We start from the raw sequence: 24906 nt of genomic DNA, 5'->3' as shown, positions 1-24906 counted from the left end.
AGGACGAATCGAATGAATTCAATATCAGATATTATACATTCTCCGTCGCTACAGAAAAACTGGGAAGAATCAGGGTTTACTGCCTTAACTCCTGTACAGGAAAAAGTTGTGCCGGTCATCATGGAGGGGAAAGATGTCGTATGCGAATCGCCGACAGGGACAGGGAAAACCCTTGCCTATTTGCTGCCGATCATCCAGGCCATTGATCCATCCAGAAAACAGGCACAGGCCGTCATCCTTGCCCCGTCAAGAGAACTGGTCATGCAGATACACCAGGAAATCCAGAAATGGGCGAAGGGGACAGACGTAACGAGTGCTGCCTTCATCGGTGGAGCGAATATTAAAAAGCAGGTCGAGAAACTGAAGAAGAAACCGCATATCGTTGTCGGAACAACCGGGCGAATGATCGAACTGATGAAAATGAAAAAGCTGAAGATGCATGAAGTGAAAACGATCGTCGTCGACGAATTCGACTTAATGATCTCAGCAGAACATATCAGGGAAGTGAAGGATATCATCAAATCGACCCTGAAAGAACGTCAGGTGCTATTCTTCTCTGCCACTTTATCAGATGAAACGGAACAAGTCGCACAGTCTCTACTGCAAAACCATGAAATCATCAAAATGGAAGCGAATCTGGATAATCCAAAAGTGGATCATGTCTTTGTGTATAGTGAGCTGCGGGATAAGATGGAAGCCCTCAGAAGCATCTCTTACTTCAAAGGAATCAAGGCACTTGTATTCTTCAATCAATTGGAGAAACTCTCTGAAATGGAAGAAAAGCTTAAATATAAGGGAGTCGAGCTCGAGGTACTGGCAGGGGAATCCAACAAGATGGAGCGTAAACAATCACTGGACCGCTTCCGCTCAGGTAAAGTATCCATGCTTCTCACCACAGATGTCGCTGCACGTGGTCTGGATATCACGGACGTCACACACGTCATCCATTTCGACTTCCCGAGTGACACTAAGCAATATATCCATCGTTCAGGAAGAACCGGCCGGATGGGAGCTGAAGGAACCGTCATCTGTCTCGTCTCAAAGCGCGAGCTGAGCTTCCTTGAAAAACTAAGCAAAGAACTCAACCTCCCATTCCAGGAAAAGACGATCCGTGGTGGAGGCCTTCAAGACCCGGAAACAAAATAGCATACGTTAAAGGTCCGTCCCTCATGAGTGAGGGACGGACCTTTATTGCGTTATATCATGCCGCTACTTCCCAAATACAATCTCACCGTCCATGATGGTCAACCACACATTCGTCTCAAGGATAGCCTCTGCTTCCCATACGAATGGGTTTCGGTCCAACACGACCAAGTCGGCTTTCTTTCCCGCTTCGATTGTCCCTAAATCATTCTCTCTGAAGTTTCCATAAGAAGGGGACTTCGTGTAATGAATCAGGGCATGCGCTAATGAGATCTTTTCTTTTGGATTCCACCCGCCGTGAGGAGTGCCGTCTTCATGCTTCCGGGTGACAGCCCTGTACAGGCCAAGCATAGGATTCAGATCCACTATCGGAAAGTCCGTGCCAAACGCGATGCTCGCGTTATGTTGCTGCAATGACCCAATCGGCCATGTATACCTTGCACGTTCTGGTCCGAGTCGGTCCAGATATGCATGGGTGTCCATTGATCCAGATGTCAGATGCTCAGGCTGAATCGACGCGATGACCCCGAGTTTCTGAAAACGATCAAAGTCTTCTGGGCTGCAGACTTCAATGTGCTCGATCGTATGCCGTGAATCCCTTGAACCATTCACATCCCGGGCGTGCTCATAAAGATCCAGGCCCATCCGTACTGCCGCATCCCCGCATGCGTGAAGACGGATACGGAATCCTTGCCTGTCAGCGTCCTCGATTAACTGTCGGTACACATCAGGCTCATAGATGGTACCGCCGGTTTCTGCAGGTCGGTCAGCATATGGCTGCAGCAAATATCCGGTATAGGTGAGGGGGACCCCATCCAAGAATTGCTTCAGTCCTGAGAATTGAAGCTTGTCGGAGTGATACTTATTTCTATAACCGATACTGCGTTCAAGGTCTCCATCCAACACATCCAGAAAATGAATGCGTGTCGTGAGCTTTCCTTTTTCCTCAAATTCTTGATAGAAAGAGGGATCTCCTAACGTATAGCCGGGTAGGGGCAGCATGTCGGAAACGGAGGTGATCCCGTAGGAAGAAGCCTTCTTCAGCATCCCGTTCATCAATCGAAGCTTCACATTCTCATCAAAATGGAAGGCCTCCACCACATACTGAACAGCAGTCTCATATAAAAACCCTGTTGGCTCACCGCTGTCATCTTTTTCAATCTTTCCGAAAGGGGGCTCAGGTGAATCCCGGTTAATCCCTAATTTTTCGAGGGCCGCCGTATTCAACCACGCGCTATGAGCTTCTTCATTCAGGAGAACGACTGGGCGGTGTGGGATATATTTATCCAATGAATGACGTGTGGGGAGCGTCTGGCCTGGCCAGCGTACGTGATGCCAACCGAACCCGAGCACCCATTCCTCATCAGGGTGCTTCCCCGCATAGTCTGCCACCATCTTCGCCGTCAAGTCTTCTGTAGAACCGAAAGTCAATTGACAAAACCCTTCGAACATCGCCCCTAAAAACCAGTGAAGATGAAAGTCGTGAAACCCTGGTACTACGAGTCGACTTCCGACATCCCATACTTCAGTACCTGATCCTTTATAAACCTCCATTTCAGAACGTGGGCCAACCCCAATAATCATATCCCTTTTGATAGCTGCAAAACCATCAATAGGGAAAGGGGCATTTCCGGTGAATAATGCAGTGCTTACAATAATTTTATCGGCTTTCATCGCCATTCCCATCCTTTTTCATCTGTTATATCGATTGTAACCAGATATAGGAAAGAACACAAATTGTGATTTTATGAAACTTTATCTAATAAGAAGGCATTGTAAAATCCCGTGTTGAATTAATAAGTAGAACAAGAAGAAAAGGAGAATGAAATATGCTGACACGAACCTTTCCGGTCATGGAAACAGCAAGATTCCGTTTACGTCAGATGCAAGAGACGGATGCTCCCAATGTTTTTGATTATTTTTCAAAAGATGAAGTGACACGATATTATGATTTGGACTCTTTTCAAGAGGAAAAGCAGGCGAAGGAAATCATTGAGAAATGGAACGAAAGGTTTCATGTAAATGAAGGCATCAGGTGGGGGATTGCTTTAAACGATTCCAACGAGATCATCGGCAGCTGCGGTTTTCATCAATGGGAAAAAGAACATTTTAAAGCTGAGGTGGGATTTGAGGTTCATCCTGCTTATTGGAGACAAGGTGTGATCACTGAAGTATTGCAACCGATCCTTCGATACGGGTTTGAAGAAATGGCCCTTAATCGCATAGAAGCGTATTATGATCCGGAAAATACGGCATCAAAGAGAAGTCTGGAGAAGGCAGGTTTTATTTTTGAAGGGATCTTAAGAAAAGCTGCATTTGAAAAAGGTGTCTTCTGCGATGCGGCGGTCTGCTCTTTATTAAAAGAAGAATTTTGACACAAATTTAAGACGCTGCTTATGCCTATACCACATAAACAGCGTCTTAACTTAAGTAAACCATATTCAATTAACTTTACTATCCTTTCTTACTAATACACATACGTAACATTCATTTAACAATTAAATTAATGGTCTTGCATGGTTTATTAGTTTATTTTCACTTTCCGTTGATTTTCCCACACGCCCACATGTTACGAAGATAGTTTTCACGGGCTATCTTCTTACGTACCATGATGTTAGCATGCTTCGCTTACACTCTTCATTGGAATCATCTCCTGAAATAAGATTGCGCATTCCCACATATCCACACATCTTGAAATCAGTTTTCACGGGCCGATCTCAAACGCTAGATGTGATGCTGATATGCTTTGCTAGCTCACTTCATTGGAATCACGCCTTCCTTTAAAGTTGGTGTTTGTTAATGATTTATTAATTATATATTAACAAATTATAAAATTAATGCAAATGTTCAGAATAATCAATATTATGCGATATGGGCTGTTTTTTGAAATGGAATAGGTGTTTATCTCGGTTTATCTTATTTTTTCTTCTTTTTTTAAAAAAGAGAGAAATGGCTGATGAAGGATTCAATTATGCATGGATCGTTCCTTTTCGCTACAGGTGCTCGCTTTCCGCGGGGCTGGCGGTGAGCCTCCTCAGCTGCGCTTCCGGGGTCTCACCTGTCCAGCTATTCCCGCAGGAGTCGAGCACCTTCCGCTACAATCCACTCTGTGCTTCTACAAAAGTATCATTAAATAGGAGTGGATATCCCAAACACCAAATTCTCTTTACAGAAGTTTTGAGGATGAGTTCCAAAGCTCTTAATTTTAAATAAATTCATGAAATGAGTAAAAGAGCCTTTAATCCAATCTCCTCCTAAGATAATTCTCCTCCAAGTCCATCTCCCGGTTGACTAAGAGTTCCATTTGTTCGAGGTGGTGGGTTTCGACGACGGGATCTAGGTGGGACCAGTGGATTTTGTTGACGAAGTAGTAGTTTCTGATTTTCCTGAGGATGACAAGGGAATGTGGGAAGTGATCGAATTCTGCTTTTATGCTGTTGAAGCGGGTAAAGCCCCATTTTGTTAGTTTCATAGTTTATCACCTAATGTTTTATTACCTTTTCTTACAATATGTTAATCCCCGGGGAGCATATCCGATTTAAACAAACGTTTGATTAGTACTTCAAAACATTTATTCTACTAGGGTTCAGGGGATTAAACAATCGTTTAACAGTATTTACATATCGGGTAGTCTATCCCTTTCACCCTGAGATTGTCATTGCTATTCACAAAGACCTCTTGTTATGATGAGAAGGTTATGAATCGTAAAGAAAAGCTAGGAGAATGAGCTTTGAATAAAGTATTAAACAATTATTCTAATTATCCATATGAAGCGGAAAAGAAAGAAATCCCCATGGCGCCACTTCATAAGGGAGAGACGTCGGAACAGCTGGTATCCTCCCATGAAGAGGATGCTTTTTTCTTTCGGACGCTGGAAGAAGCCGGTATCCACTTAAATGCAGCGCAAATTGAAGCGGTCAGGCATGTGAATGGACCTTGCTTGACCCTGGCAGGCGCAGGGACCGGGAAGACAACAGTTCTTGTCTGCAGGGCGGGGTATCTCATGAGGTATCAGCATATCCATCCAAGAAATATTCTGCTCGTCACGTTCACGAAGAAAGCGTCGGAAGAAATGAAGCAGAGGATCTCGAATCTGCCGGGTACTGAACATGGCGGGCAGGTGCATGCCAGCACATTCCATGCCTTGTTTCTATATCTATTAAGATCCCGTCATTATACACAGGAAGTAATCGGGAATGAAAGATATAAACAAATCATATTGAAACAGATTCAGAGAGAAATGAATATATATGATCCTTATGATGCCGAGACGCTCCTTGCAAAGCTCTCTCATTATAAATTAAATCAAAAAGATATCAGGGAAATTCCGCAGAAATCCAAGTCAGAAAAAGAAGTTCGTGACATTCTATTGAAATATGAAGAGTGGAAGCGCATGAATCATAAAATGGATTTTGATGATATTCTGACAGAGGCCCATCAATTATTACTGGGTAACCCGAACCTTCTGACTTCTCTTCAGCATCGTTTCCAGTATGTCATGGTCGATGAATTTCAGGATACAAACCTTGTACAATACGAGCTGATCAAATTGATTGCGGCTCATCGAAACTTGTTCGTGGTGGGGGATGATGATCAAACGATCTATACCTTCAACGGTGCCCGGAACGAATTTATTTTGGATTTCGATGAAGAGTTTCCTGATGCGAAAGTCGTGACACTAAAAGAAAACTATCGTTCTGATGCCTATATTATCGGGTTAGGGAATGAAGTGATCGGGCGGAATGAACATCGTCGGAAAAAAGAATTGATTGCTACCAAAATCGAAGGTCAAAAGCCTCTATATTCAAGACCGGCAACGGCGGATGAAGAAGCCGTCTGGATTACAGAAGAGATTCAAAGACTGATAGGGGAAGGCTACACGTACAGGGACATGACGGTTCTTCACCGCACCATGAGCAGCGGCCGTGCCGTATTCGAGCAGCTGCTGCTTAAGGAAATTCCTTTTACACCCTATAATCAGAAGGATTCCCTTTTCTATGAAAACTGGACGGTGAAACCAGTTGTGGATTACTTGCGTTTATCAATCGTTCCAAGAAATTTCCCAGCGATGGAATCGATCTTGCCCACGCTTTTCATCAGAAGGGATCGAGGGATGGCTCACATTTTGGAAGAAGAACAGAAGGAGAGAAAGAAATATCCTCTCATTCACTTGACGACTTTATCCGGACTCAAGCCTTTCCAAGTGAAAAATATAAAAGAGCGAATGAAGTTTCTGAAGGCGATCGGGGATCAATCACCGGAAACAGCCATCAAGCGTATCCGGAAGGAATTCTACCATCAATACATCGATGCAAAGGAATCTCATGTCGTAACCGAACAGAAGGAACTCATTAAAGAAATGCTGGACGAGCTTGAAGGTTCGGCAAAGCGTTTTGAGACGATTTCGAGTTTCATTACGTTCATTGATGAAATGAAAGCAAAGTATGAGGAAATCTATTCGAATCAAAGAGGTAAGGACACCGACAGCGTTTCCCTTATGACGATTCATCGGTCAAAGGGGCTAGAATTCCCTGTCGTGTTTTTAATCGGCGCAATTGAAGGAAATCTTCCCCACAGTTCAGCCCTCAACGCCAATAAGCTGGAGGATAAGGTCTATAAGGATCCGAATCAAAAAGAGAAGGCATCTGGAGCAGTGGAGGAAGAAAGACGCCTTGCTTATGTGGCAATCACAAGGGCGAAAGAGAGATTATTCATTTCTTCTCCCGCTTATTATCAAGGGGAACAGCGGAAGTGCTCGCGCTTTATTTCGGACTTGTTCAAACAGGTCCCCCATGTGGACGAGCCGAAAATATCTAAAAAGGCGAGAAGCGGTAAGGTGAGTAAGATTCTGGCGTGGGTTTGCACTAGCCCTGGATGCATTGCATGGCAGAGGCCGGAAACCCATGAAGACACGGATTCAAAGGTTTGTCCCCTTTGTTCAAGCTCAATGAAGCTTGGGGAGAAGGAGATTACGGAATAAAAAAGGCCCCGGCGTCCCCTGAAACACAGGACGCCGGGGCTTTTTGCGGTTTATAGACCGTTATTGAAAAATCGATCGTTCTACAAAAGTCTACAAATCCTGCATAAGTCGATCAACAAACTGAAGCCTCATTGCGAAAAATGATCATCACGCGAATCAATCTTTTTGGAGTCATTTGAATCCAAAGCCTGTCGTAAGAAATAAATAAGTATACCCATTATGATTCCAAGTATCACGATAAAGCCGATGGTGATCGTAATTCCCATAAACCCCACTCCTTTTTTCTAGCTATCTACTATTAGTCTATGAAAAAGGAGTGGAGATATATTCGATTCTAAGGACAAAAACCATTCAGTCAGAAGAAAATGTTTTACTTTCGATCGATCAAAACGGCGCGAACCGGTGATCCGTCCCCTTCTTTAAGAGGCAGGGGGAGGGCTACAAGTTCGTATACCCCCGGGTCCACATGGGAAAGGTCAATTCCTTCCAAAATCCCGATATCACACTCCCGAAGAGAATGATGGGCTTTTAAGTCCTTACTATCCAATGGATCAACAGAAGGAAGATCGACCCCGATCAGATCAATGCCCTTTTCCTTTAAAAAAGGGGCAAGTTCTTTATTGATAGGAGGAATATGCTCGGGGAATCGAGCCGGCTCCTTCCAGGCACCGGTCTTGAAAAGTACTTTTTTTACAGAAGTAAAGTCGACCTTCATTACATGCTCAGGACCGATTTCAGGAATATCTTCCACTGAAACCACAATAGCCGGTCCCATGAATCGTTCAAGGGGCATGTCGAGGATCCGTTTTCCATCGCTGTCAAAATGGAATGGAGCATCAACATGGGTCCCTGTATGCGAACTCATGGTCAGTTGACCGACATTCACGGATCCTGTTTCCTCCTTCGTCCAGTTCAAGGAGAAGGAAAATGGCGTGTCACCCGGCCATACGGGTGTTTCATTGTAGAGAGGTCTCGATATATCAATGATCTTCATGATTGCACCATCCTTTCTGCGTTACGCAACAACATTACGCGTATTTTCAAACTGCTTGTATTCTTCATTTTCCATGATCCCCTTGAGGATTTGAACGGTCTCCCATACATCTTCGTACGACGAATAGAGGGCGACGGGAGCCAAACGGATCACATTAGGTGAACGGAAATCAGGGGTCACCCTGTTGGCTTTCAAAGCTTTACAGATTCTTGCTGCTTCCTCATGCTGTAAGCTGATATGACCACCCCGACGATCATCTTCAAGGGGGTTGCAGAGGGTGAATCCATATTCGGAAAGCTCCTGTCGGAATACGTCCATCATGAATCGTGTAAGAGAAAGGGATTTTCTTCTCAGGTTCTCAATCCCAGCTTCTTCAAACAATTGGAGGGAACCGAGTAAGGGTGCGCTGCTCAAGATATGTGGCGTGCCAATTTGAAAAGCCCCGGCCGATTCAGCGTGTGTTAAGTTGTGATCCATATCAAACTGTGCATCCTTACGGGAACTGAACCATCCGGACAGACCAGGCTTTTTCCCTCTATGCCGGTTATGGACGAATAATCCTCCTACACCACCAGGCCCGCTGTTTAAGTATTTGTAATTACACCAAACCGCAAAGTCCACCCCGTCTTCATGAAGCTTATGGGGAAGGGCACCGATGGAATGGGCAAGGTCGAAGCCGATGATGATTTCACGTTTGTGGGCTTCATCAGTCAAAAGCTTAATATCCAGCAGCTGTCCACTTCGATAGAGAACGGACGGTAATAGAATGAGGGCAATATCATCCGTCATATGTCCGATAATGTCCTCTTCACTTAATGTATAACCGTCTGTGCTTTTTACTTGTATTAAATGTTCGTCAGGGGAGTATCCCTTCAATTCCAGCTGACTTTGAATCGCGTATATATCCGAGGGGAAAGTCAGTTCATCTGCCAGAATCTTGGTGCGTTTTCCACGAGGTTGATAGAATGTGGCGAGTAATTGGTGAAGATTCGTCGTGATGGAACCTGTCACAATGACCTCTTCTTTTTCTGCTCCCACTAAAGGGGCAGTCATTTCTCCAAGTTTCTCAGAATAATAGAACCAGGGCTCCTGACCGTCCATCCACCCATCGATTCCATGTTCCTTCCAATCATTCAAAGAGGTCAGTAATGCCTCCTCAGCCCGCTTCGAAAGCAGTCCTAAAGAATTCCCGTCCATATAATAATGATTTTCTTTTAAATAAAATTCATTGCGGAATGGAGCAAGTGAGTCCTGTTTGTCCAGCTCACGGGCATGTTTCAGTGTTAATTCTTCTCTATGTACCATCTTTATCCCACCTTCAACAGTCTTACCAAAATGATAATCGAAATGATTTGAATAGTAAAATAATTATTGAATTAAAGGTATTCATCTATGAATAAATTATTCAAAAGTGTATAAATAATCAAAAAAGTCTGGTATAAATGGATTAATATAATAATAATAGTGAAGATTATTCATTGTTGAATAATCTTCACCTCATCAAAGGAGTGACTTGGATGACTGAAACGAAAAAAGTTTGGAATGAAAACGAAGCGATTCTTCATTCCCTGCAGGACGATATTTTAGTAACGAATACAGACGGGATCATTCTGAAAGTCAGTGAGGCAACCGGTGGTATCTACAATGTGAAGTCTGAAGATATGGTCGGTAAATCCGTTTATGATCTTGAAAAAGAAGGGATATTCACACCTTTATTGACTCCGTTGGTTCTAAAGGAGAAAAAGAAAATCACGCTGGTTCAAACAAGTAAAGAAGGCAAGAAGCTCCTGGTTACAGGAATACCAGTCTTTCATGAAGATGGAGAACTTGTTCGGGTCGTAAGCTATTCACACGATGTAACGGAATTATTGAATATGAAAAAGTATTTAACGGATATGGAAGACGAGATGGAAAGGGTGAAAAGCGAGCTGGAAATTCTCAGGAGCCGTCATTATTATTCTGATGGCATCATTGCAACAAGTGATGAGATGAAGAGGGTGCTGCAGGTCGCGCTTCAAGTGGCGGATGTCGACGTGAATGTCCTATTACTTGGAGAATCCGGTGTAGGGAAGTCCCACATCGCTAAATTCATTCATAACAAAAGTCAAAGAAAAGGGGGGCCGTTCATAGAGGTCAATTGCGGGGCTATACCAGAGTCCTTATTTGAAGCTGAATTCTTTGGATATGAGCCCGGTTCTTTCACAGGAGCAGATCGTAAGGGGAAGGTAGGATTGGCCGAACTTGCAGAAGGAGGGACTCTTTTTCTTGATGAAATTGGCGAACTATCTCAATCAAATCAAGTGAAAATCCTGAAGTTCATCCAGGAGAAACAATTTTATCGGGTTGGTGGAACGAAGCAAAGGAAGGTGGACTTTCGGGTGCTGGCAGCGACGAACAGGGATTTGGAGGTGGCTATAGAGAAGAGGGAGTTCAGGCAGGATCTGTTCTTTCGCCTGAATGTAGTGCCCATTACCATTCCACCTCTCAGAGAGAGGACATCGGATATTATTACGTTGATCGATTACTTTGTGAACTATTTTTGTAAGAAATATGACAGGCAGAGAACGGTGGATGAAGCGGTGATTCACCAGCTGTTGATCCAGGAGTGGAAAGGGAATGTGAGGGAGTTAATGAATGTGATTGAGAGGCTTATTGTGACGTCTTCTAAGCAGTTAATCGAAATGGCAAACCTGCCGGATCAATACATACATCATAGTGGTCCTTTGTCGGGATTTGCCCATGAAGGTCAAACATTGACAGACATCTTGGAAGCGGTGGAAGAACAGGTGCTGAAGAAAGCGAGGGACAAGCATAAGACAACAACTCAAATGGCGCAAAGTTTAGGGATCAGTCAACCTTCGATAGTCAGAAAACTTAAAAAATACAAAATAAAATAAAAACTGGCATGATACTTGCAAGTAATAAGGTGAATCGACTCAGAAACGAATAAAGGGGGAGCAGGCGCTTTAGCTTCACAATCATTGGATAAAATTTCAAAGGGGTGTGTGACAATGGAAGTTGGAAAACCGAATGTAAGTGAGTTGCAAACTCAGTCTAGATCGGTAAAAGAAGCGATGAAGTTTATCATTCCTTCTTTGATTGGGGTGTTGTTGTTTTTGATCCCTGTTACATATGAAGGGAATATGACCATCGGTGTCGGAATATTTGCTTCTTATTTTCAAGGGATGTTAGAAGGTGTGCTGCCATTATTCATGACAGTCATTTTTGGTCTATCGGCTCTGATGGCCATTTTCACGAAATTGGTTAAACCTCAATGGATTGTTAAGCAATCATTCTTAAAAGGATTATTCGATGTAGGTTATTTCTGGATTGCGACCCGGGTGATAGGGACTGTATTTGCCGTGATGACCGTCAATGGAATCGGACCGGAGTGGATTATATCCGACTATACGGGTGGAACGGTCCTGTATTCGTTAGTTCCCGTCTTAACGACCTGGTTCCTGTTTGCAGGGCTATTGATGCCCCTATTATTAGACTTTGGCCTGATGGATTTCTTCGGTACGCTGCTTCAAAAGATCATGAAGCCTTTATTCCAGCTTCCGGGCCGGTCTTCTATCGACGCCCTTGCTTCCTGGATGGGAAGCGGGACGGTAGGTGTCCTGATTACAACGAAACAATTTGAAGAAGGGTACTATACAAAACGCGAAGCGGCAGTGATTGCAACGAACTTCTCGGTTGCTTCCATCGCTTTCAGTCTTGTGATTGTCAGTTTCATAGGGTTGGAATCCATGTTTGTCCAACTATATGGAACGGTTGTTATTGCCGGGATTGCAGCAGCTGTGATCTGTCCGAGGATCCCGCCGCTTTCCCGTAAAAAAGACACGTATTATGAGCCTGTCGGCATGCAAATTTCTGAAACGGTGCCCGATGATGTATCCCGCCTTCAGTGGGGATTTGAAAAAGCCGTAGAAAAAGCATCGGAAGTGAAGAGTGTCGGGGAAGTGACCAAGAAAGGATTGCAGAACGTATTGGATATCTGGTTCGGACTTATTCCACTTGTCATGGCCCTAGGAACGCTTGCTTTAGTTGTGGCAGAGTATACACCGGTGTTTGATGTATTGGCCTATCCGGTCGTACCATTCCTGGAGCTTCTTCAAATACCACAGGCTGCAGATGCTGCTCCTGCGATGATCGTCGGGTTTGCCGATATGTTCCTGCCAGCTGTAGTAGGGAGTGGCATCGAGAGTGAGTTGACGAAATTCGTGATTGCCGCTATGTCTCTGACTCAATTAATCTACATGTCCGAAATCGGAATTTTATTGATCAAATCTAAGATTCCCATCAGCTTCTTGGATCTATTTATCATCTTTATCCAGCGTACGATTATTACATTGCCGATCGTAGCGTTACTGGCGCACTTTTTCTTTATGTAAAACCTCGAGGATTTATACAAAAATGGATATGGGGGTACTGAAATGGAACGAACGTTTGAACAGCTTATTGAGCGTATGCCTGATCGTTTAGCACCGAGCATGGCAAAGGATCATCCAAATTTACCGGTAGTGAAAGAAGAAGGTTGCTACTACTATGGACTTGACGGTAGGAAGTATCTTGATTTCACCTCCGGGATCGCCGTCACAAATGTGGGACATCGTCACCCGAAGGTCGTACAAGCGATCAAAGATGCAGCAGACGGGCTGATGCACGGTCCGTCAGGTGTCATCATGTATGAATCGATTCTTCGCCTGGCAGATGAACTGGCAGAGATTCTACCGGGTGACCTGGATAGTTTCTTCTTTGCCAACAGCGGAACGGAAGCGATCGAGGGGGCGATCAAGCTGGCTAAATATGTGACGAAGCGTCCATATGTGGTTTCCTTTACAGGATGTTTTCATGGGCGCTCCCTCGGTGCCTTAAGTGTCACCACTTCCAAGAGCAAGTACCGAAAGTTTATGCAGCCTTCAGGATTAACGTATCAAATTCCGTATGCGAACGAACGGGAGTGCCCAGATGGTCAGGATTCGGCGCAGTATGTTGTCAGCAAGCTTGAAAAGGATTTTGAAACGCTATTTAATCATCAGGTAACCCCTGAAGAGGTGGCATGCGTCATTTTGGAACCCGTACTTGGGGAAGGAGGATATATCGTCCCTCCGAAGGCATGGCTTAAAAAGGTAAGGGAGATTTGTGATCAACACGGTATTTTATTGATTTTTGATGAAGTTCAAACAGGATTCGGCCGTACTGGAAATTGGTTCGCTGCACAAACCTTCGATGTTACGCCGGATATTATGGCGATTGCAAAAGGGATTGCCTCGGGGCTCCCCTTGAGTGCGACGGTCGCATCCAATAAACTGATGAAACAATGGCCTCTTGGAAGTCATGGAACCACGTTTGGCGGGAACCCGATTGCCTGCTCTGTCGGTCTTGCCACCTTAGAAGTCATGAAAGAGGAAAATCTCTTGGATAATACGAAGGCGATGGGGGCTTACGCTGTTTCGAAGCTTGAGCAATTGCAGGAGAAACACCCTGTGATTGGGAGCATCCGGGCGGTGGGGTTGATGATCGGGATCGAAATCGTTCATCCCCAAACAGGAGAACCGAATCAGGAAGGCCTGATGGACGTCCTTGACAGGGCTCTGGAAAAAGGGGTTTTATTCTACCTATGTGGAAACCACTCCGAAGTGATCCGGATGATTCCTCCTCTTACTGTCACAAGAGAACAAATTGATGAAGGGTTGCGAATGCTGGATGAAGCACTGAGTGAATACGAGGTGACATTGATGAGTCATTTCGATTAAAAGAAAAAGGCTGGATTCAGGTACGAAGATGTACCTGAATCCAGCCTTTTTGCAAACCTTATGCCGTTTGTTGTAATTGAGCGTCATTCTTGTCAGAAGTCATAAGTGTCACGACGACCAACACAATGATGGCTAATGGAACCGCAATGACGACACTGTTCAGATCAAATGGTTTCTGAAGGACAATTTCCCAAACCAACGTTGAAATGACACCTGCTATCATTGATGAAACTCCACCGGCAGCATTGACACGTTTCCAGAAGAAAACGGCTAAAACAGCCGGGGTAATGCCTGCACCATAAACGGTGTAAGCATACATTTGGACATCGAGTACACTCGGGAAGTAATTGATAATGATGAATGCTAAAGCTCCAAGTATAACGATGAACATCTTTGTGATTTTTAACTGCTTATCATCTGAAGCATTAGGATTTATATATTTTCCGTAAATATCATAGGTCAGATTCGTTGCAGCAGACAATAAATACGAATTTCCTGTTGTAATGATAAAGGATGCTGCCGCTGCCAAAAGAATTCCCCCGATTCCAATCGGCATTGCTACCGTCGTTGCCATCAACGCCATTCCTGGATCGATATCTGGGAATAGAGAACGGGATGCAAAGGCGATCAATGAGATGGCAGGAGAAATGATGATCATGGCAATAAGCCACCCAATTTGTCCTTTTCTTGATGAAGAATCTCCTTTAGATGAAGCCAGACGCTGGTACATGTTCTGGTCACCCAATAATAAGAATAAGGATGGCAATAAATAACCGATCAATTGGATGATGGATAAGTTGCCTGTTGCTGACATATGGGATGCAGGTACATTTTTAACGATTTCATCCCATCCCCCTGCAATGAAGAAAATGGTTGGCACAGTGATGATCAATCCACCGACCATGAGGAATCCGCTCAGTGCATCTGTTTGAGATACAGAGCGCAAACCACCGATCATCGCTAGAAAAATGATCAAGGCAGCACCAATGGTCGTCCCGAGACCAACCGACATGCCTGTTGTTAAGTTAAGAATAAAGCCGAAACCTTTCATCTGGTATGAAACAATACCGACATAGGCTAAGATGATGATGGCACTTGAAAGATTCCGTGCAGTGGAACCGTATTTTTCTTCAAGGATGGCTGAAACGGTATATTTACTGAATGCACGTATTTTGGGAGCAACGAGGTAAAGAATCCCGATTCCCACAAGGGTCGGAATCATAAGCATTAACGAAGGAATAATCCCAAAGCTGTATGCAACAGATGTTTCCCCGCCGGAAATACTTCCGCTACCAGTCCATGTTGCAAGTAATGTCCCCATCAATACAAAAGGACCCAGACTTTTTCCAGCCAGAATAAAATCATTACTGCTGGATACTTTCTTAGACATATACGTACCGATCCCAATCATTAGTACCGCATATATCCCTATAAACCATAATAAATGTGGATTTTGTTGTAATTCCATAAAACGATCATCTCCTGAACAGTATTTGTTCACGCGAGAGAACGTTGATTCATTTCTTAATCACAATTTAATAATCACCGGTGAAAAGATAAACACATTTTAGCCTGAAGGGAAGGTAGAAAGTTCTACCTATCAATTAAGTATTCTAAAACTATTGAGAAAAGTTTAGAGGTTGTAAGAGGCTTTGAAAATGTCTTTCTTTGTGATGTTTTTCATGAATGCTTGTCTCACGTAAAAACATTTCTACTTAACCTTAGCACATATTCATTCCGATAAAAAATGCTCGGAAAGCCTGATTTAGCGAGATTTTCGGACAGTAATTGCACACAGGTAAAAAATGGGATGGATGTTAAGGTCATACGGGACAATTGATACAGAAATAGAAGGAATTATTCGAAATTTATAATAAATGAAGGTTGTGAAAGGGATTAAAATCATACTTTTTACCTATATATCCGTTCGGTTTTTTAGGTCGAAAGTGTTATTGATTTTAAGAGAATGAGAGTATTAAAAAGATGGACCGGCTAAAGCCAATCCATCTTTTAAAGTCTTTTAACCGAAATAGCTTTGCGCATTTTCCTGAGCGCATCCTGTCCTTCCATTTCCCGCCTCATCATTAAATTTACATAAAGGGCATCGATCAGTGTTAACTGGGCAATGCGGGAAGATAAGGCTTCTGAGCGATAATCGGTTTCTTCGGAAACAGTGAAGAGTGACGTATCGACTCGTTGACTTAATGGGGACTTGGCGAAATTGGTGATACAGATGGTCTTTGCCCCGGTTTCTTTGACGATATCGAGAACCTGCAGGATATCCTTCGTCGAACCTGAGTGAGATATGAACACAGCGCAATCGTCACTCGTCATCTGAGAAGCGGTCATAAGCTGAATGTGACTGTCGCTTGCCGCATGCACACGTAATCCGGTCCGGATGAACTTATGATATGCGTCAAGGGCGATGACACCGGATCCGCCACTGCCGAAGAATTCAATGGAACGTGCGCTATTCATCATATCCACAGCTTTCAACAGCTTCTTTTCATCAACCACCATCAGTGTGTCTTCTATCGTTTTGATATTGGACCTGAAGACTTTAGTGGCAATCGTCTGTGCTGTGTCGCCTTCATCGATCCGCTCATGAATGTCCTTAAGTCCAGTCACGATTTCAGAGGCAAGGGCGATCTTCATTGCCTGATAGCCTTTGAAACCGATTCGTTTACAAAAACGGAAGACGGTAGAGTCGGCAACTCCCAAGTCTTCGGCCAGTCCATTGATTGTGGAATGGATGATCTCGTTTGGATTTTCAAGGATATAGTCGGCAATTTTTTTCTCTGTCACACTGAACTGGGGATAGTGAGAACGTATACTTGCTAAACAATGTTGATGTTGACTCATAGACACCACTCCTGTAAGGGTTTTCATAATTTCATTATACAAGATTACAAGAAAAATAAAAATAATTTCTGTAAACGGTTGCAAAAAGAAAAATATTTTTTATAATAGAGATAGACAGAAAATAATTTTCCTGATGATTTGTGAAAATCATTTTAGAGAGTAATAGATACATAGGGTGTTTTGCAAACGCTTTACTGCTTTCTACAAGGAGTCAGGATCAACCGTTATAAAAAATGGGCAGCAGGGCTGCCGAGACAAAAGAAAGGTAGGGATACACAATGTCAGATCAAATGCTTATTTTAGTGGCACTCGCCGGAATTTTTCTTCTTTTATTTTTAGTAATTAAAACAAAGCTTCACGCTTTTGTTGCCCTATTATTAGTGAGTTTAATCGTAGGGATCGCCGCTGGAATGCCGTTGCAGGATGTTGTTGCCTCGATCCAGAGCGGAATGGGCGGGACCCTAGGGTTTGTCGCCGTCGTTGTTGGTTTAGGTGCGATGTTCGGTCGTATGCTTGAAGTATCAGGTGGAGCAGAACGACTTGCTCAGACGCTGATTAACAAATTTGGGGAAGATAAGGCGCAATGGTCACTGGGTATCACAGGTTTCTTAGTCGCCATTCCCGTATTCTTCGATGTAGGATTCATCATTCTTGTACCAATCGTGTATGGGTTGGCACGTAAAACAGGAAAGTCACTGCTATACTATGGAATTCCATTACTTGCAGGTCTTGCCGTTACACACAGCTTCATCCCGCCGACTCCGGGACCGATTGCGGTTGCGGACTTAATCGGGGCAGACCTTGGTTGGGTCATCCTGTTTGGTGCGATCGCCGGTGTTCCATCCATGATCATCGCAGGTCCACTTTTTGCAAAATGGATTTCGAAACGAATCCATGCAGTGGTTCCTGAATATATGCAGGCAGAAGAAATGGAATATGATAAAGAGCTGCCAAGTTTCGCACTGATCGCATCGCTTATTTCCATTCCATTAGTATTGATCTTATTGAATACACTTTCTGGTGTTATTTTAGGTGAGGGGAATATGATTCGTTCAATCCTTACATTCTTAGGACATCCTTTCGTAGCCTTAACGATTGCGACGCTGTTGACGTTCGTTTTATTAGGAACAAAGCGTGGATACTCACGCCAGGAAGTTCAGGACATTGCAACGAAGGCACTTGAGCCAGCAGGAATCATCATTCTTGTCACTGGTGCCGGTGGAGTATTCAAGCAAGTATTGATTGACTCCGGCGTAGGGGAAGTATTAGGAAATATGATGGCTGGTTCAAGCCTGCCTCCAATCGCCCTTGCCTTCCTGATCGCCATGGTCGTTCGTGTGGCACAAGGTTCAGCGACCGTTTCAATGGTTACAGCGGCAGGGTTGATGAGCCCGCTGATTGAAACGCTCGGTATGCAGGGTCCTGTTCTTGGATTGATGGTTATCGCCATCGCATCAGGAGCGACAGTCTTCTCCCATGTGAATGACAGCGGATTCTGGTTAGTGAACCGTTACTTTGGATTAGATGTGAAAGATACGTTAAAATCATGGACAGTGATGGAAACGCTTATCGGGTTCGTAGGATTCGGAGTAGCATTCATTTTAGGGATATTCATTGGCTAAATTAGGATAGAATAATAGCAGAAGAGGGAAGAGCCATGTCGCTTCTTCCTTTTCTCTATTTATTTAGGAGGAACAAAGATGTCAGAATTCATGATTGGTGTCGATATCGGGACCACAAGTACCAAAGCGGTACTATTCAATAAAGAAGGAAAAGCGATCGAGCGTCACGGGATCGAATATCCATTACATACACCAACACCGGGGACGGCTGAACAGGACCCCGAGGAAATCTTTCAAGCGGTCATTAAGTGCATCAAGGAAGTGGCTTCGAGCACGAATGAAACGATCTCGTTTGTGTCATTCAGCTCTGCCATGCACAGCCTGATCCTTGTAGATGAGAATGATCAACCGTTGACCCCTTCCATTACATGGGCGGATAACCGCAGTGCCGCATGGGCGGAGAGAATCAAGAAGGAAATGAACGGACTTGAAATCTATAGAAGAACCGGCACCCCGATCCACCCGATGTCACCCCTTGTGAAGCTTGCCTGGCTGAAGGATGAGAAACCGGAATTGTTCGGAAAAGCCGCGAAATTCATCTCGATCAAGGAATTTGTCTTCCATCGCTTGTTCGGAAAATATGTCGTGGATTATTCCATTGCATCTGCCACAGGAATGTTCCACCTGGAAAACCTGGCATGGGATGAAGAAGCCATGCAGGTGGCAGGCGTTTCGAAGGATCAGTTGTCGACTCCGGTATCCACGACGGAAAGTATCGTTGGATTAAAAGCAGAATACACCGACATGCTCGGCTTGCCTGCCGAAACCCCATTCGTGTTGGGCGCAAGTGACGGGGTTCTATCGAATCTTGGCGTGAATGCCATCGAACCAGGGGTAGTCGCTGTGACAATCGGAACGAGTGGTGCGATCCGTGCCGTGACCGACCGTCCGGTGACGGATCCTAAGGGCCGTATCTTCTGCTATGCTCTAACCGATAAGCATTGGGTGATCGGCGGACCGGTGAACAACGGTGGAATGATCTTTCGATGGGTCCGGGATGAATTGGCTTCAGGAGAGGTTGAAGTGGCGAAACGATTAGGGAAGGATCCTTATGAAGTGCTCACGGATATTGCCGCCAAAGTGAAACCGGGTTCAGAAGGCCTGCTGTTCCATCCATATATGGCGGGAGAACGTGCTCCTTTATGGAACGCTAAAGCGCGTGGGTCTTTCTTCGGACTTGGAATGCATCATAAAAAAGAGCATATGATCCGTGCGGTCCTTGAAGGAATCGTCATGAACTTATACAGCGTTCTTCTGGCACTGGAGGAATTGATCGGTACGCCGAAACGGGTGCAGGCGACAGGCGGATTCGCCCGCTCTGAATTGTGGCGCCAAATGCTTGCCGACGTGTTCGATCAAGAAGTGGAAGTGCCGGAAAGCTTCGAAAGCTCATGCCTTGGAGCTGTAGTTCTTGGTATGTACGGAAACGGAATGATCGACTCTCTTGAAGAAGTAAAGGAAATGGTCGGCTCCGTTCATTCACACCAGCCTGATCCTGAAGCAACCCAAGCCTATACCCGACTGATGCCTATCTTCATTCGCGTTCCACGTTTATTAGAAGAAGAATACGAAGCTATCAGTGCTTACCAGGAAGGAAGCTGACTCTCTTGAGTCGGCTTTTTTTCGGAGGAAGTTATCTACATGTATGCTCGTTTTTTATTGTTTTTATTTTTTGAGAACAACATTATATAAATGCAGGGATTGCTTTTCCGTCACCATATTTAAGAGATTTTTTGAGACAGAGCTAAAAGGTGCCAAAGAACAACCTGATAGAAAACAGAAGTCTACCTCCATAAAAGGAACTTGATTTTTTACTTATCTAATTTAGGTTGGTTGCTGAAGTTTAATTTTTTGTAGGATACATGCCCATAAATTTGATTGGAGCGGAAGGATGCTCGACTCCTGCGGGAATAGCTGGACAGCTCGAAAAGCGGAGACGGCTTGCTCAGCCCCGACAAGCATAAGGTGGATGGACCTAGAAGGCGCTTTTTGCCTTCTTGGACCATTTAACTTATGACCTCGAGGGGCTAGCCGTTGGAGCTGGACAGGTGAGACCCCACAGGCGCAGCCGAGGAGGCTCACCGCCAGCCCCGCGGAAAGCGAGCATCCTGGAGCGGAAATCAACTACGACATACTATTCTAAGGTGTGCAAACAAATTTACCAAAAGAGCTTTTAGATAGAAACATGGAAAGGACACTTAGCCAAAAAGTGCCCTTTTCATGTATAATAGAAACGAATATACCTTTTATTATCAGAAACTATCCATAGATAAATGAAAGAGAGTGAAACAAAATGGGACGTAAGTGGAATAACATTAAAGAAAAGAAAGCGTCAAAGGATGCCAATACGAGTCGCATATATGCAAAGTTCGGCCGCGAGATCTACGTTGCGGCGAAACAGGGAGAACCGGATCCCGAACTGAATCAGACTCTTAAATTCGTTCTTGAGCGTGCAAAAACATATAGTGTACCAAAACATATCGTGGACCGTGCCATCGAAAAGGCAAAGGGCGGTTCAGAAGAGAATTATGACGAATTACGCTATGAAGGCTTTGGGCCGAATGGCTCCATGGTCATTGTGGATGCCCTGACCAACAACGTAAACCGTACAGCATCTGAAGTGCGTGCGGCTTTCGGAAAGAATGGCGGAAACATGGGTGTGAGTGGATCTGTTGCCTACATGTTCGATTCCACAGCTGTCATTGGAATGGAAGGGAAATCAGAAGAAGACGTGATGGAGATCCTCATGGAAGCAGATGTTGACGCACGTGACATCATCGAAGAAGAAGATTCCGTGATCGTCTATGCAGAGCCGGATCAATTCCATGCTGTACAAGAAGCATTTAAAGGCGCGGGTATCACTGAGTTCACAGTGGCTGAGCTTACAATGCTTGCACAGAATGATGTTGAGCTTTCAGAAGACGATCAAGCTCAATTCGAAAAAATGATCGATGCGATTGAAGATTTGGAAGATGTTCAGCAGGTTTATCATAACGTTGACCTAGGTGAATAAAAGCTGTTGAATCCCCCTGAGACATATGTCAGGGGGATTTTCTTTTTTTTATACGATTGATTTGGGAAGTTGGTGTCGTGTAAAGTCGCATGAACACTTTATTTGTCGAAAAGACTGAAAATTCAGCATAATACTTCATTCTCAGCAGGGCCTTTGTTATGCTAAAGATGAATCTGAATAAATACGTGAAAAGGGAGAGGAAAATATGGGACTAGATCAACTTGAAATGCAGCAGGCCAAACAGAATGTGAAAGAAAAAACCAAACCCTATTTAACGGCACTGATCGGTTGGAGCCTGCCGGCCATCGAGGCGTGTACGAAGCTTGAAAGACCTTTCGTCGTTGTGGGTCCGCCTGATTTCGAGGCTTATGCAGAAAAGCATGATATTGCCTTTATCGGCTGGGACTTCGATCGATTGAATGAAGGTTCAGATCACCTTTACAAACAACTGAAAGCCCTTGGTGCTGAAGTCGCCATTCCATTATATGAAGAATGCGTGGAGTGGGCAGGGGCGTTGAACTCCCGTTTCCGCAGCGAACCCCGTGTCTTTAACCGATCTCTCCTCTTAAGGGATAAAGGAATGATGAAGCGTAAAGCCCAAATTGCGGGAATCAAAGTAGGTGTATTTGAAGAAGCAAGGGATAAAGAGGATGTAAGACGCTTTCTAAAACGAGTAAATGAAGCCCTTTTGAAAGTGGAAGGGGATAAGAACGACCCCATTCACGTCAAGCCTCTTGATAAAGCAGGCTCTGTCGGACACCGGGCAATCGAAAATCCGGAAGATATCGATGCCCTCACTGAATCTGAGTTTCCCCTATTGATGGAGAGTCATTTAGACGGTCAGGAATTCTCTTGTGAAGCATTCATCCATAAAGGCAAGATCCAGTTTTTAAACATAACGGAGTATGTGCGATTGGGTTATTCCAATTTCGTACCTGCCTCTCCAACCCTTGAAGAAAAGCGACCGATCATTCGTGAAGCGATTCAACAGCTCATCGATGCGTTCGAGATAGAATACGGAGTCATCCATCCTGAATATTTCATTACGTCTGATGGTACTCTTCACTTTGGAGAAGTTGCGGCCAGGGTGCCAGGTGGACATATCTTTGACCTGATTGAGCGGGCGTACGGATTCAATGCCTATCAAGCTCAGATCCTTTGTGGGGATCCGAATACGACTGAAGAAGAACTTAGAGAATTCTTCCCTTCAACAGGAGAGGAAGCAAAGGCTCATGCAGGTTGTTTAATGGTCCATCCTCATGTGAACTATGTGGAGAAGCTCGAGGTACCAGATGAACTGGAGAACCATCCTTATTTCGAAAAGCATGATATGTTCAGTCCGGCTCAGGGGAAAGTGGCCCAGCGGATCGGCTTCGGGAATCATTATGGAACCATCTTCTTCTACGGTGAAGACAGCGAAGTCATGAGAGGGTTATTGAAAGAATACGAACAATTTAACTTTTATATTTAATAGGAGACCGTGCACCCTTCAGAGAACAGCCTATCCGATATTCTGAACGATAAAGGAGTTTTGAAATGGCATTTGAATTAACGTCAAAGCTGGAAGATCGATTTTTGCAAGCGCTGAGTGAATTGGAAAGCGCGGCTTCATTTGCGAAATCAATGTATCAAACAGACGTTTACCAGGAAGCTCAGAGGTTACTGGATACAGAAAAAGGGCTCGAAATCTTATATCAAAGTGCCAGCCGCTTTGAGAAAGCAGGGGTATTCCAGGACGGTCCATGGGAAAAAGCATCCAAGCTCCAGCCCCCTCTTGTAGCCGGATCCCTGCAGGCGAAAGGATTACCTTCAATCATTGAGATCCTGAGCGAACTAAGGATGCTCTCGATTGCAGAAGCCCAATATGAGCACCCTGACGTCAGTGATGAAATGGCGCAGGATTTCCTGAATGAAGTCATGGTCCTGAATCTGAACCTGCTTTTTCCTGAAGCGACGGAAGCAGCTCGTATTGAAGGTGGAGAACAAAGTGAAAGGGCAACGGAATTATTTCACTTCCTTTCAGATAAGCTGTCTTACCAAGCCCTTACGACCACACTGATCAAAGAAATTGAGCGGTTGACCGCTCAACGGCCGATTATGGTGAAACGGACGGTTTCCATGATCGAAACGGCGAAGAAGATGCTTCATTCGGATCTTAGTGCAGCGGAACGACTGGTGCTGGAGAAGTATGTATCGGCGATTGAAGGTCCGTCCCCGTTGAGTAAAACGATCATGCAGCCGGGGGAATACCGCAAGAAGCTGATGGATCTTTCCCATGAAGAATTGGAGAAGGAGGCGACAGCGTTTGCGCGGTCCATGCGCGAAACGGGATTGGTTGCACCTCAGCATGCGATTCTACTGAGGTTCTTAAGCAGGAAGGTCCAGAATCTTGTTCCGGCTGCCCTTCAATTAAATGATAAAGGAAAGGCAAATCTTGATGAACATGCAGAGCTCGTATTCCAGCTCATAAAAGTGGCGATCTACCCTGCCACTAAGCAATCCGTATACGGTCTTGCCCTTATGCTTGAACGGGGGGTCCTGTCATCATCCCCTGTGTCACCTGGATTGAAGAGGCTTATCGAACTTGATATAAGACCCGAAGTGAGGACAACCCTCCTTAATTCATGCAAATCGGGTGACGGAATTACGGCAAATTCGGTACTTCTTGCAGGTGTCATCAGTGTCCTGGGGCAGCCTATAGGAATCGGACAGGGGCTGAATCCAACCTGTCAAACGGCCCGTGGGATCAGCCTCTGGGCCCAGCATGCCCCTGGGTATTTACTCGAACTCATTCCGAGGGCGGCGAGAGACGGGGATATCGACATCAAGTTTGAAGGAACACCGGTTCACTCCAAGGATCTAAGCGGGGGCCTTGCGCCTGAGCTGCATCAGGAGCTTGACCCGGTGTCCCTGGTTCTCGTCCCTCATCTTGACAGGATTTACAGTGAGATGATGAGACGGGTCTCCCTTAGAGGGGAAGATGGGCACCGCTGGGTCAATCCAGAATTCTACGGGGATTGGGTCCAAAAGGGATTCAGTACGGTGATTGACCCTTTAACCGGACTCATCTCCGACTATCCCGGTTTTGTGAGACTCTTTTATGCCACTCATCATCCGGAATACAATGATGATTACGGTTTGATTTACCCAAATCCGGTGGGGATTTTCATTACGAATGTCCATGGGAAGCTCCTTGGATTCCATGCCGTGTCGATTCTGAGGATCACTCAAGATCCACAAGGAGAGTACAGGATTTATTTCTATAATCCAAACAACGACGGTTCTCAGAACTGGGGGCAGGGGATCGAGCCTTCCGTTATGGAAAACGGGGAGCTGGAAGGGGAATGCTCGCTCCCATTTCACGAATTTGTCTCAAGACTGTATGCTTTTCACTACAACCCGTACGAACAGGGTGATGCTTTCGCAGTGGAAAATGACATTGTCGATGAAATCAAGGACCTTGCCAGGGAGAGTTGGGGAAGGGATTATACGTGGGTTTGAATATTGAAGGCGTTTGGGCAGCAATGTCCCAA

Annotated in this window: 18 protein-coding genes; 11 read left to right on the top strand and 7 right to left on the bottom strand. The window is 44.8% G+C overall.

Going from position 1 to position 24906, the window contains the following annotated elements; translation table 11 throughout:
* Window positions 1-12: 12 nt before the first annotated feature.
* The gene (locus SLH55_RS05140) at window positions 13-1146 is read left to right on the top strand and encodes a DEAD/DEAH box helicase (protein ID WP_320322864.1); all 1134 of its coding nucleotides are present in this window, start codon (window positions 13-15) and stop codon (window positions 1144-1146) included.
* 63 nt (window positions 1147-1209) lie between these two features.
* Here SLH55_RS05140 and SLH55_RS05135 read toward each other — a convergent pair whose 3' ends face one another.
* Window positions 1210-2817, bottom strand: a complete 1608-nt coding sequence (locus SLH55_RS05135; RefSeq protein ID WP_320322863.1) for an amidohydrolase — start codon at window positions 2815-2817, stop codon at window positions 1210-1212.
* Window positions 2818-2972: 155 nt separating this feature from the next.
* Here SLH55_RS05135 and SLH55_RS05130 point away from each other — a divergent pair, with 155 nt between their 5' ends.
* Window positions 2973-3518, top strand: a complete 546-nt coding sequence (locus SLH55_RS05130; RefSeq protein ID WP_219167927.1) for a GNAT family N-acetyltransferase — start codon at window positions 2973-2975, stop codon at window positions 3516-3518.
* 863 nt (window positions 3519-4381) lie between these two features.
* Here the strand turns inward: SLH55_RS05130 and SLH55_RS05125 are convergent.
* The gene (locus SLH55_RS05125; RefSeq protein ID WP_219167926.1) at window positions 4382-4615 is read right to left on the bottom strand and encodes a hypothetical protein; all 234 of its coding nucleotides are present in this window, start codon (window positions 4613-4615) and stop codon (window positions 4382-4384) included.
* Window positions 4616-4873: 258 nt separating this feature from the next.
* On the opposite strand from SLH55_RS05125, the gene SLH55_RS05120 reads away from it, so the two are divergent.
* Complete coding sequence (locus SLH55_RS05120) at window positions 4874-7123, top strand: UvrD-helicase domain-containing protein (protein WP_320322862.1); 2250 nt, start codon at window positions 4874-4876, stop codon at window positions 7121-7123.
* Window positions 7124-7251: 128 nt separating this feature from the next.
* Here SLH55_RS05120 and SLH55_RS05115 read toward each other — a convergent pair whose 3' ends face one another.
* From SLH55_RS05115 to kynU, 3 genes are all read right to left on the bottom strand, one after another.
* Window positions 7252-7389 (bottom strand): hypothetical protein, encoded by a 138-nt coding sequence (locus SLH55_RS05115; protein WP_219167925.1) that lies wholly within the window; start codon window positions 7387-7389, stop codon window positions 7252-7254.
* 104 nt (window positions 7390-7493) lie between these two features.
* Complete coding sequence (gene kynB, locus SLH55_RS05110; RefSeq protein ID WP_219167924.1) at window positions 7494-8117, bottom strand: arylformamidase; 624 nt, start codon at window positions 8115-8117, stop codon at window positions 7494-7496.
* A 21-nt stretch (window positions 8118-8138) separates the two neighbouring features.
* Complete coding sequence (gene kynU, locus SLH55_RS05105) at window positions 8139-9422, bottom strand: kynureninase (RefSeq protein ID WP_320322861.1); 1284 nt, start codon at window positions 9420-9422, stop codon at window positions 8139-8141.
* Between the two features lie 212 nt (window positions 9423-9634).
* Here kynU and SLH55_RS05100 point away from each other — a divergent pair, with 212 nt between their 5' ends.
* The 3 genes from SLH55_RS05100 (at window position 9635) to SLH55_RS05090 (ending at window position 13876) form a co-directional block, all read left to right on the top strand.
* Entirely contained in the window at window positions 9635-11014 is a 1380-nt protein-coding gene (locus SLH55_RS05100) for a sigma-54 interaction domain-containing protein (protein ID WP_320322860.1), read from the top strand.
* 114 nt (window positions 11015-11128) lie between these two features.
* Window positions 11129-12511 (top strand): YjiH family protein, encoded by a 1383-nt coding sequence (locus SLH55_RS05095; RefSeq protein ID WP_320322859.1) that lies wholly within the window; start codon window positions 11129-11131, stop codon window positions 12509-12511.
* Between the two features lie 42 nt (window positions 12512-12553).
* Window positions 12554-13876, top strand: a complete 1323-nt coding sequence (locus SLH55_RS05090) for an aspartate aminotransferase family protein (RefSeq protein WP_320322858.1) — start codon at window positions 12554-12556, stop codon at window positions 13874-13876.
* Window positions 13877-13934: 58 nt separating this feature from the next.
* Here the strand turns inward: SLH55_RS05090 and SLH55_RS05085 are convergent, their stop codons facing one another.
* Both SLH55_RS05085 and SLH55_RS05080 read right to left on the bottom strand, forming a co-directional pair.
* Window positions 13935-15344 carry a sodium:solute symporter family protein gene (locus SLH55_RS05085; protein ID WP_320322857.1) on the bottom strand — a complete coding sequence of 470 codons (1410 nt, stop codon included), beginning with the start codon at window positions 15342-15344 and terminating at the stop codon, window positions 13935-13937.
* Window positions 15345-15886: 542 nt separating this feature from the next.
* Window positions 15887-16738: a MurR/RpiR family transcriptional regulator gene (locus SLH55_RS05080; protein ID WP_320322856.1), complete on the bottom strand. Its 852-nt coding sequence runs from the start codon at window positions 16736-16738 to the stop codon at window positions 15887-15889.
* A gap of 278 nt (window positions 16739-17016) precedes the next feature.
* Between SLH55_RS05080 and SLH55_RS05075 the strand changes: the two genes are divergently transcribed.
* The 5 genes from SLH55_RS05075 (at window position 17017) to SLH55_RS05055 (ending at window position 24874) form a co-directional block, all read left to right on the top strand.
* Complete coding sequence (locus SLH55_RS05075; RefSeq protein ID WP_320322855.1) at window positions 17017-18360, top strand: GntP family permease; 1344 nt, start codon at window positions 17017-17019, stop codon at window positions 18358-18360.
* A 78-nt stretch (window positions 18361-18438) separates the two neighbouring features.
* Window positions 18439-19962 (top strand): gluconokinase, encoded by a 1524-nt coding sequence (gntK, locus tag SLH55_RS05070; RefSeq protein ID WP_320322854.1) that lies wholly within the window; start codon window positions 18439-18441, stop codon window positions 19960-19962.
* Window positions 19963-20653: 691 nt separating this feature from the next.
* Entirely contained in the window at window positions 20654-21373 is a 720-nt protein-coding gene (locus tag SLH55_RS05065) for a YebC/PmpR family DNA-binding transcriptional regulator (RefSeq protein WP_219167916.1), read from the top strand.
* A gap of 205 nt (window positions 21374-21578) precedes the next feature.
* Window positions 21579-22844: an ATP-grasp domain-containing protein gene (locus SLH55_RS05060; RefSeq protein WP_219167915.1), complete on the top strand. Its 1266-nt coding sequence runs from the start codon at window positions 21579-21581 to the stop codon at window positions 22842-22844.
* 65 nt (window positions 22845-22909) lie between these two features.
* The gene (locus SLH55_RS05055; protein ID WP_320322853.1) at window positions 22910-24874 is read left to right on the top strand and encodes a hypothetical protein; all 1965 of its coding nucleotides are present in this window, start codon (window positions 22910-22912) and stop codon (window positions 24872-24874) included.
* The last annotated feature ends 32 nt before the right edge of the window (window positions 24875-24906 follow it).

The sequence above is a fragment of the Rossellomorea sp. YZS02 genome (assembly GCF_033963925.1).
GTDB lineage: Bacteria > Bacillota > Bacilli > Bacillales > Bacillaceae_B > Rossellomorea.
This window is presented reverse-complemented; position numbering and strand designations above follow the sequence as displayed.

Bases quoted from the DNA above. Each gene is read 5' to 3' on its own strand.
- SLH55_RS05140 (WP_320322864.1), top strand. From the start codon at position 13: ATGAATTCAATATCAGATATTATACATTCTCCGTCGCTACAGAAAAAC.
- SLH55_RS05135 (WP_320322863.1), bottom strand. From the start codon at position 2,817: ATGAAAGCCGATAAAATTATTGTAAGCACTGCATTATTCACCGGAAAT.
- SLH55_RS05130 (WP_219167927.1), top strand. From the start codon at position 2,973: ATGCTGACACGAACCTTTCCGGTCATGGAAACAGCAAGATTCCGTTTA.
- SLH55_RS05125 (WP_219167926.1), bottom strand. From the start codon at position 4,615: ATGAAACTAACAAAATGGGGCTTTACCCGCTTCAACAGCATAAAAGCA.
- SLH55_RS05115 (WP_219167925.1), bottom strand. From the start codon at position 7,389: ATGGGAATTACGATCACCATCGGCTTTATCGTGATACTTGGAATCATA.
- kynB (WP_219167924.1), bottom strand. From the start codon at position 8,117: ATGAAGATCATTGATATATCGAGACCTCTCTACAATGAAACACCCGTA.
- kynU (WP_320322861.1), bottom strand. From the start codon at position 9,422: ATGGTACATAGAGAAGAATTAACACTGAAACATGCCCGTGAGCTGGAC.
- SLH55_RS05100 (WP_320322860.1), top strand. From the start codon at position 9,635: ATGACTGAAACGAAAAAAGTTTGGAATGAAAACGAAGCGATTCTTCAT.
- SLH55_RS05095 (WP_320322859.1), top strand. From the start codon at position 11,129: ATGGAAGTTGGAAAACCGAATGTAAGTGAGTTGCAAACTCAGTCTAGA.
- SLH55_RS05090 (WP_320322858.1), top strand. From the start codon at position 12,554: ATGGAACGAACGTTTGAACAGCTTATTGAGCGTATGCCTGATCGTTTA.
- SLH55_RS05085 (WP_320322857.1), bottom strand. From the start codon at position 15,344: ATGGAATTACAACAAAATCCACATTTATTATGGTTTATAGGGATATAT.
- SLH55_RS05080 (WP_320322856.1), bottom strand. From the start codon at position 16,738: ATGAGTCAACATCAACATTGTTTAGCAAGTATACGTTCTCACTATCCC.
- SLH55_RS05075 (WP_320322855.1), top strand. From the start codon at position 17,017: ATGTCAGATCAAATGCTTATTTTAGTGGCACTCGCCGGAATTTTTCTT.
- gntK (WP_320322854.1), top strand. From the start codon at position 18,439: ATGTCAGAATTCATGATTGGTGTCGATATCGGGACCACAAGTACCAAA.
- SLH55_RS05065 (WP_219167916.1), top strand. From the start codon at position 20,654: ATGGGACGTAAGTGGAATAACATTAAAGAAAAGAAAGCGTCAAAGGAT.
- SLH55_RS05060 (WP_219167915.1), top strand. From the start codon at position 21,579: ATGGGACTAGATCAACTTGAAATGCAGCAGGCCAAACAGAATGTGAAA.
- SLH55_RS05055 (WP_320322853.1), top strand. From the start codon at position 22,910: ATGGCATTTGAATTAACGTCAAAGCTGGAAGATCGATTTTTGCAAGCG.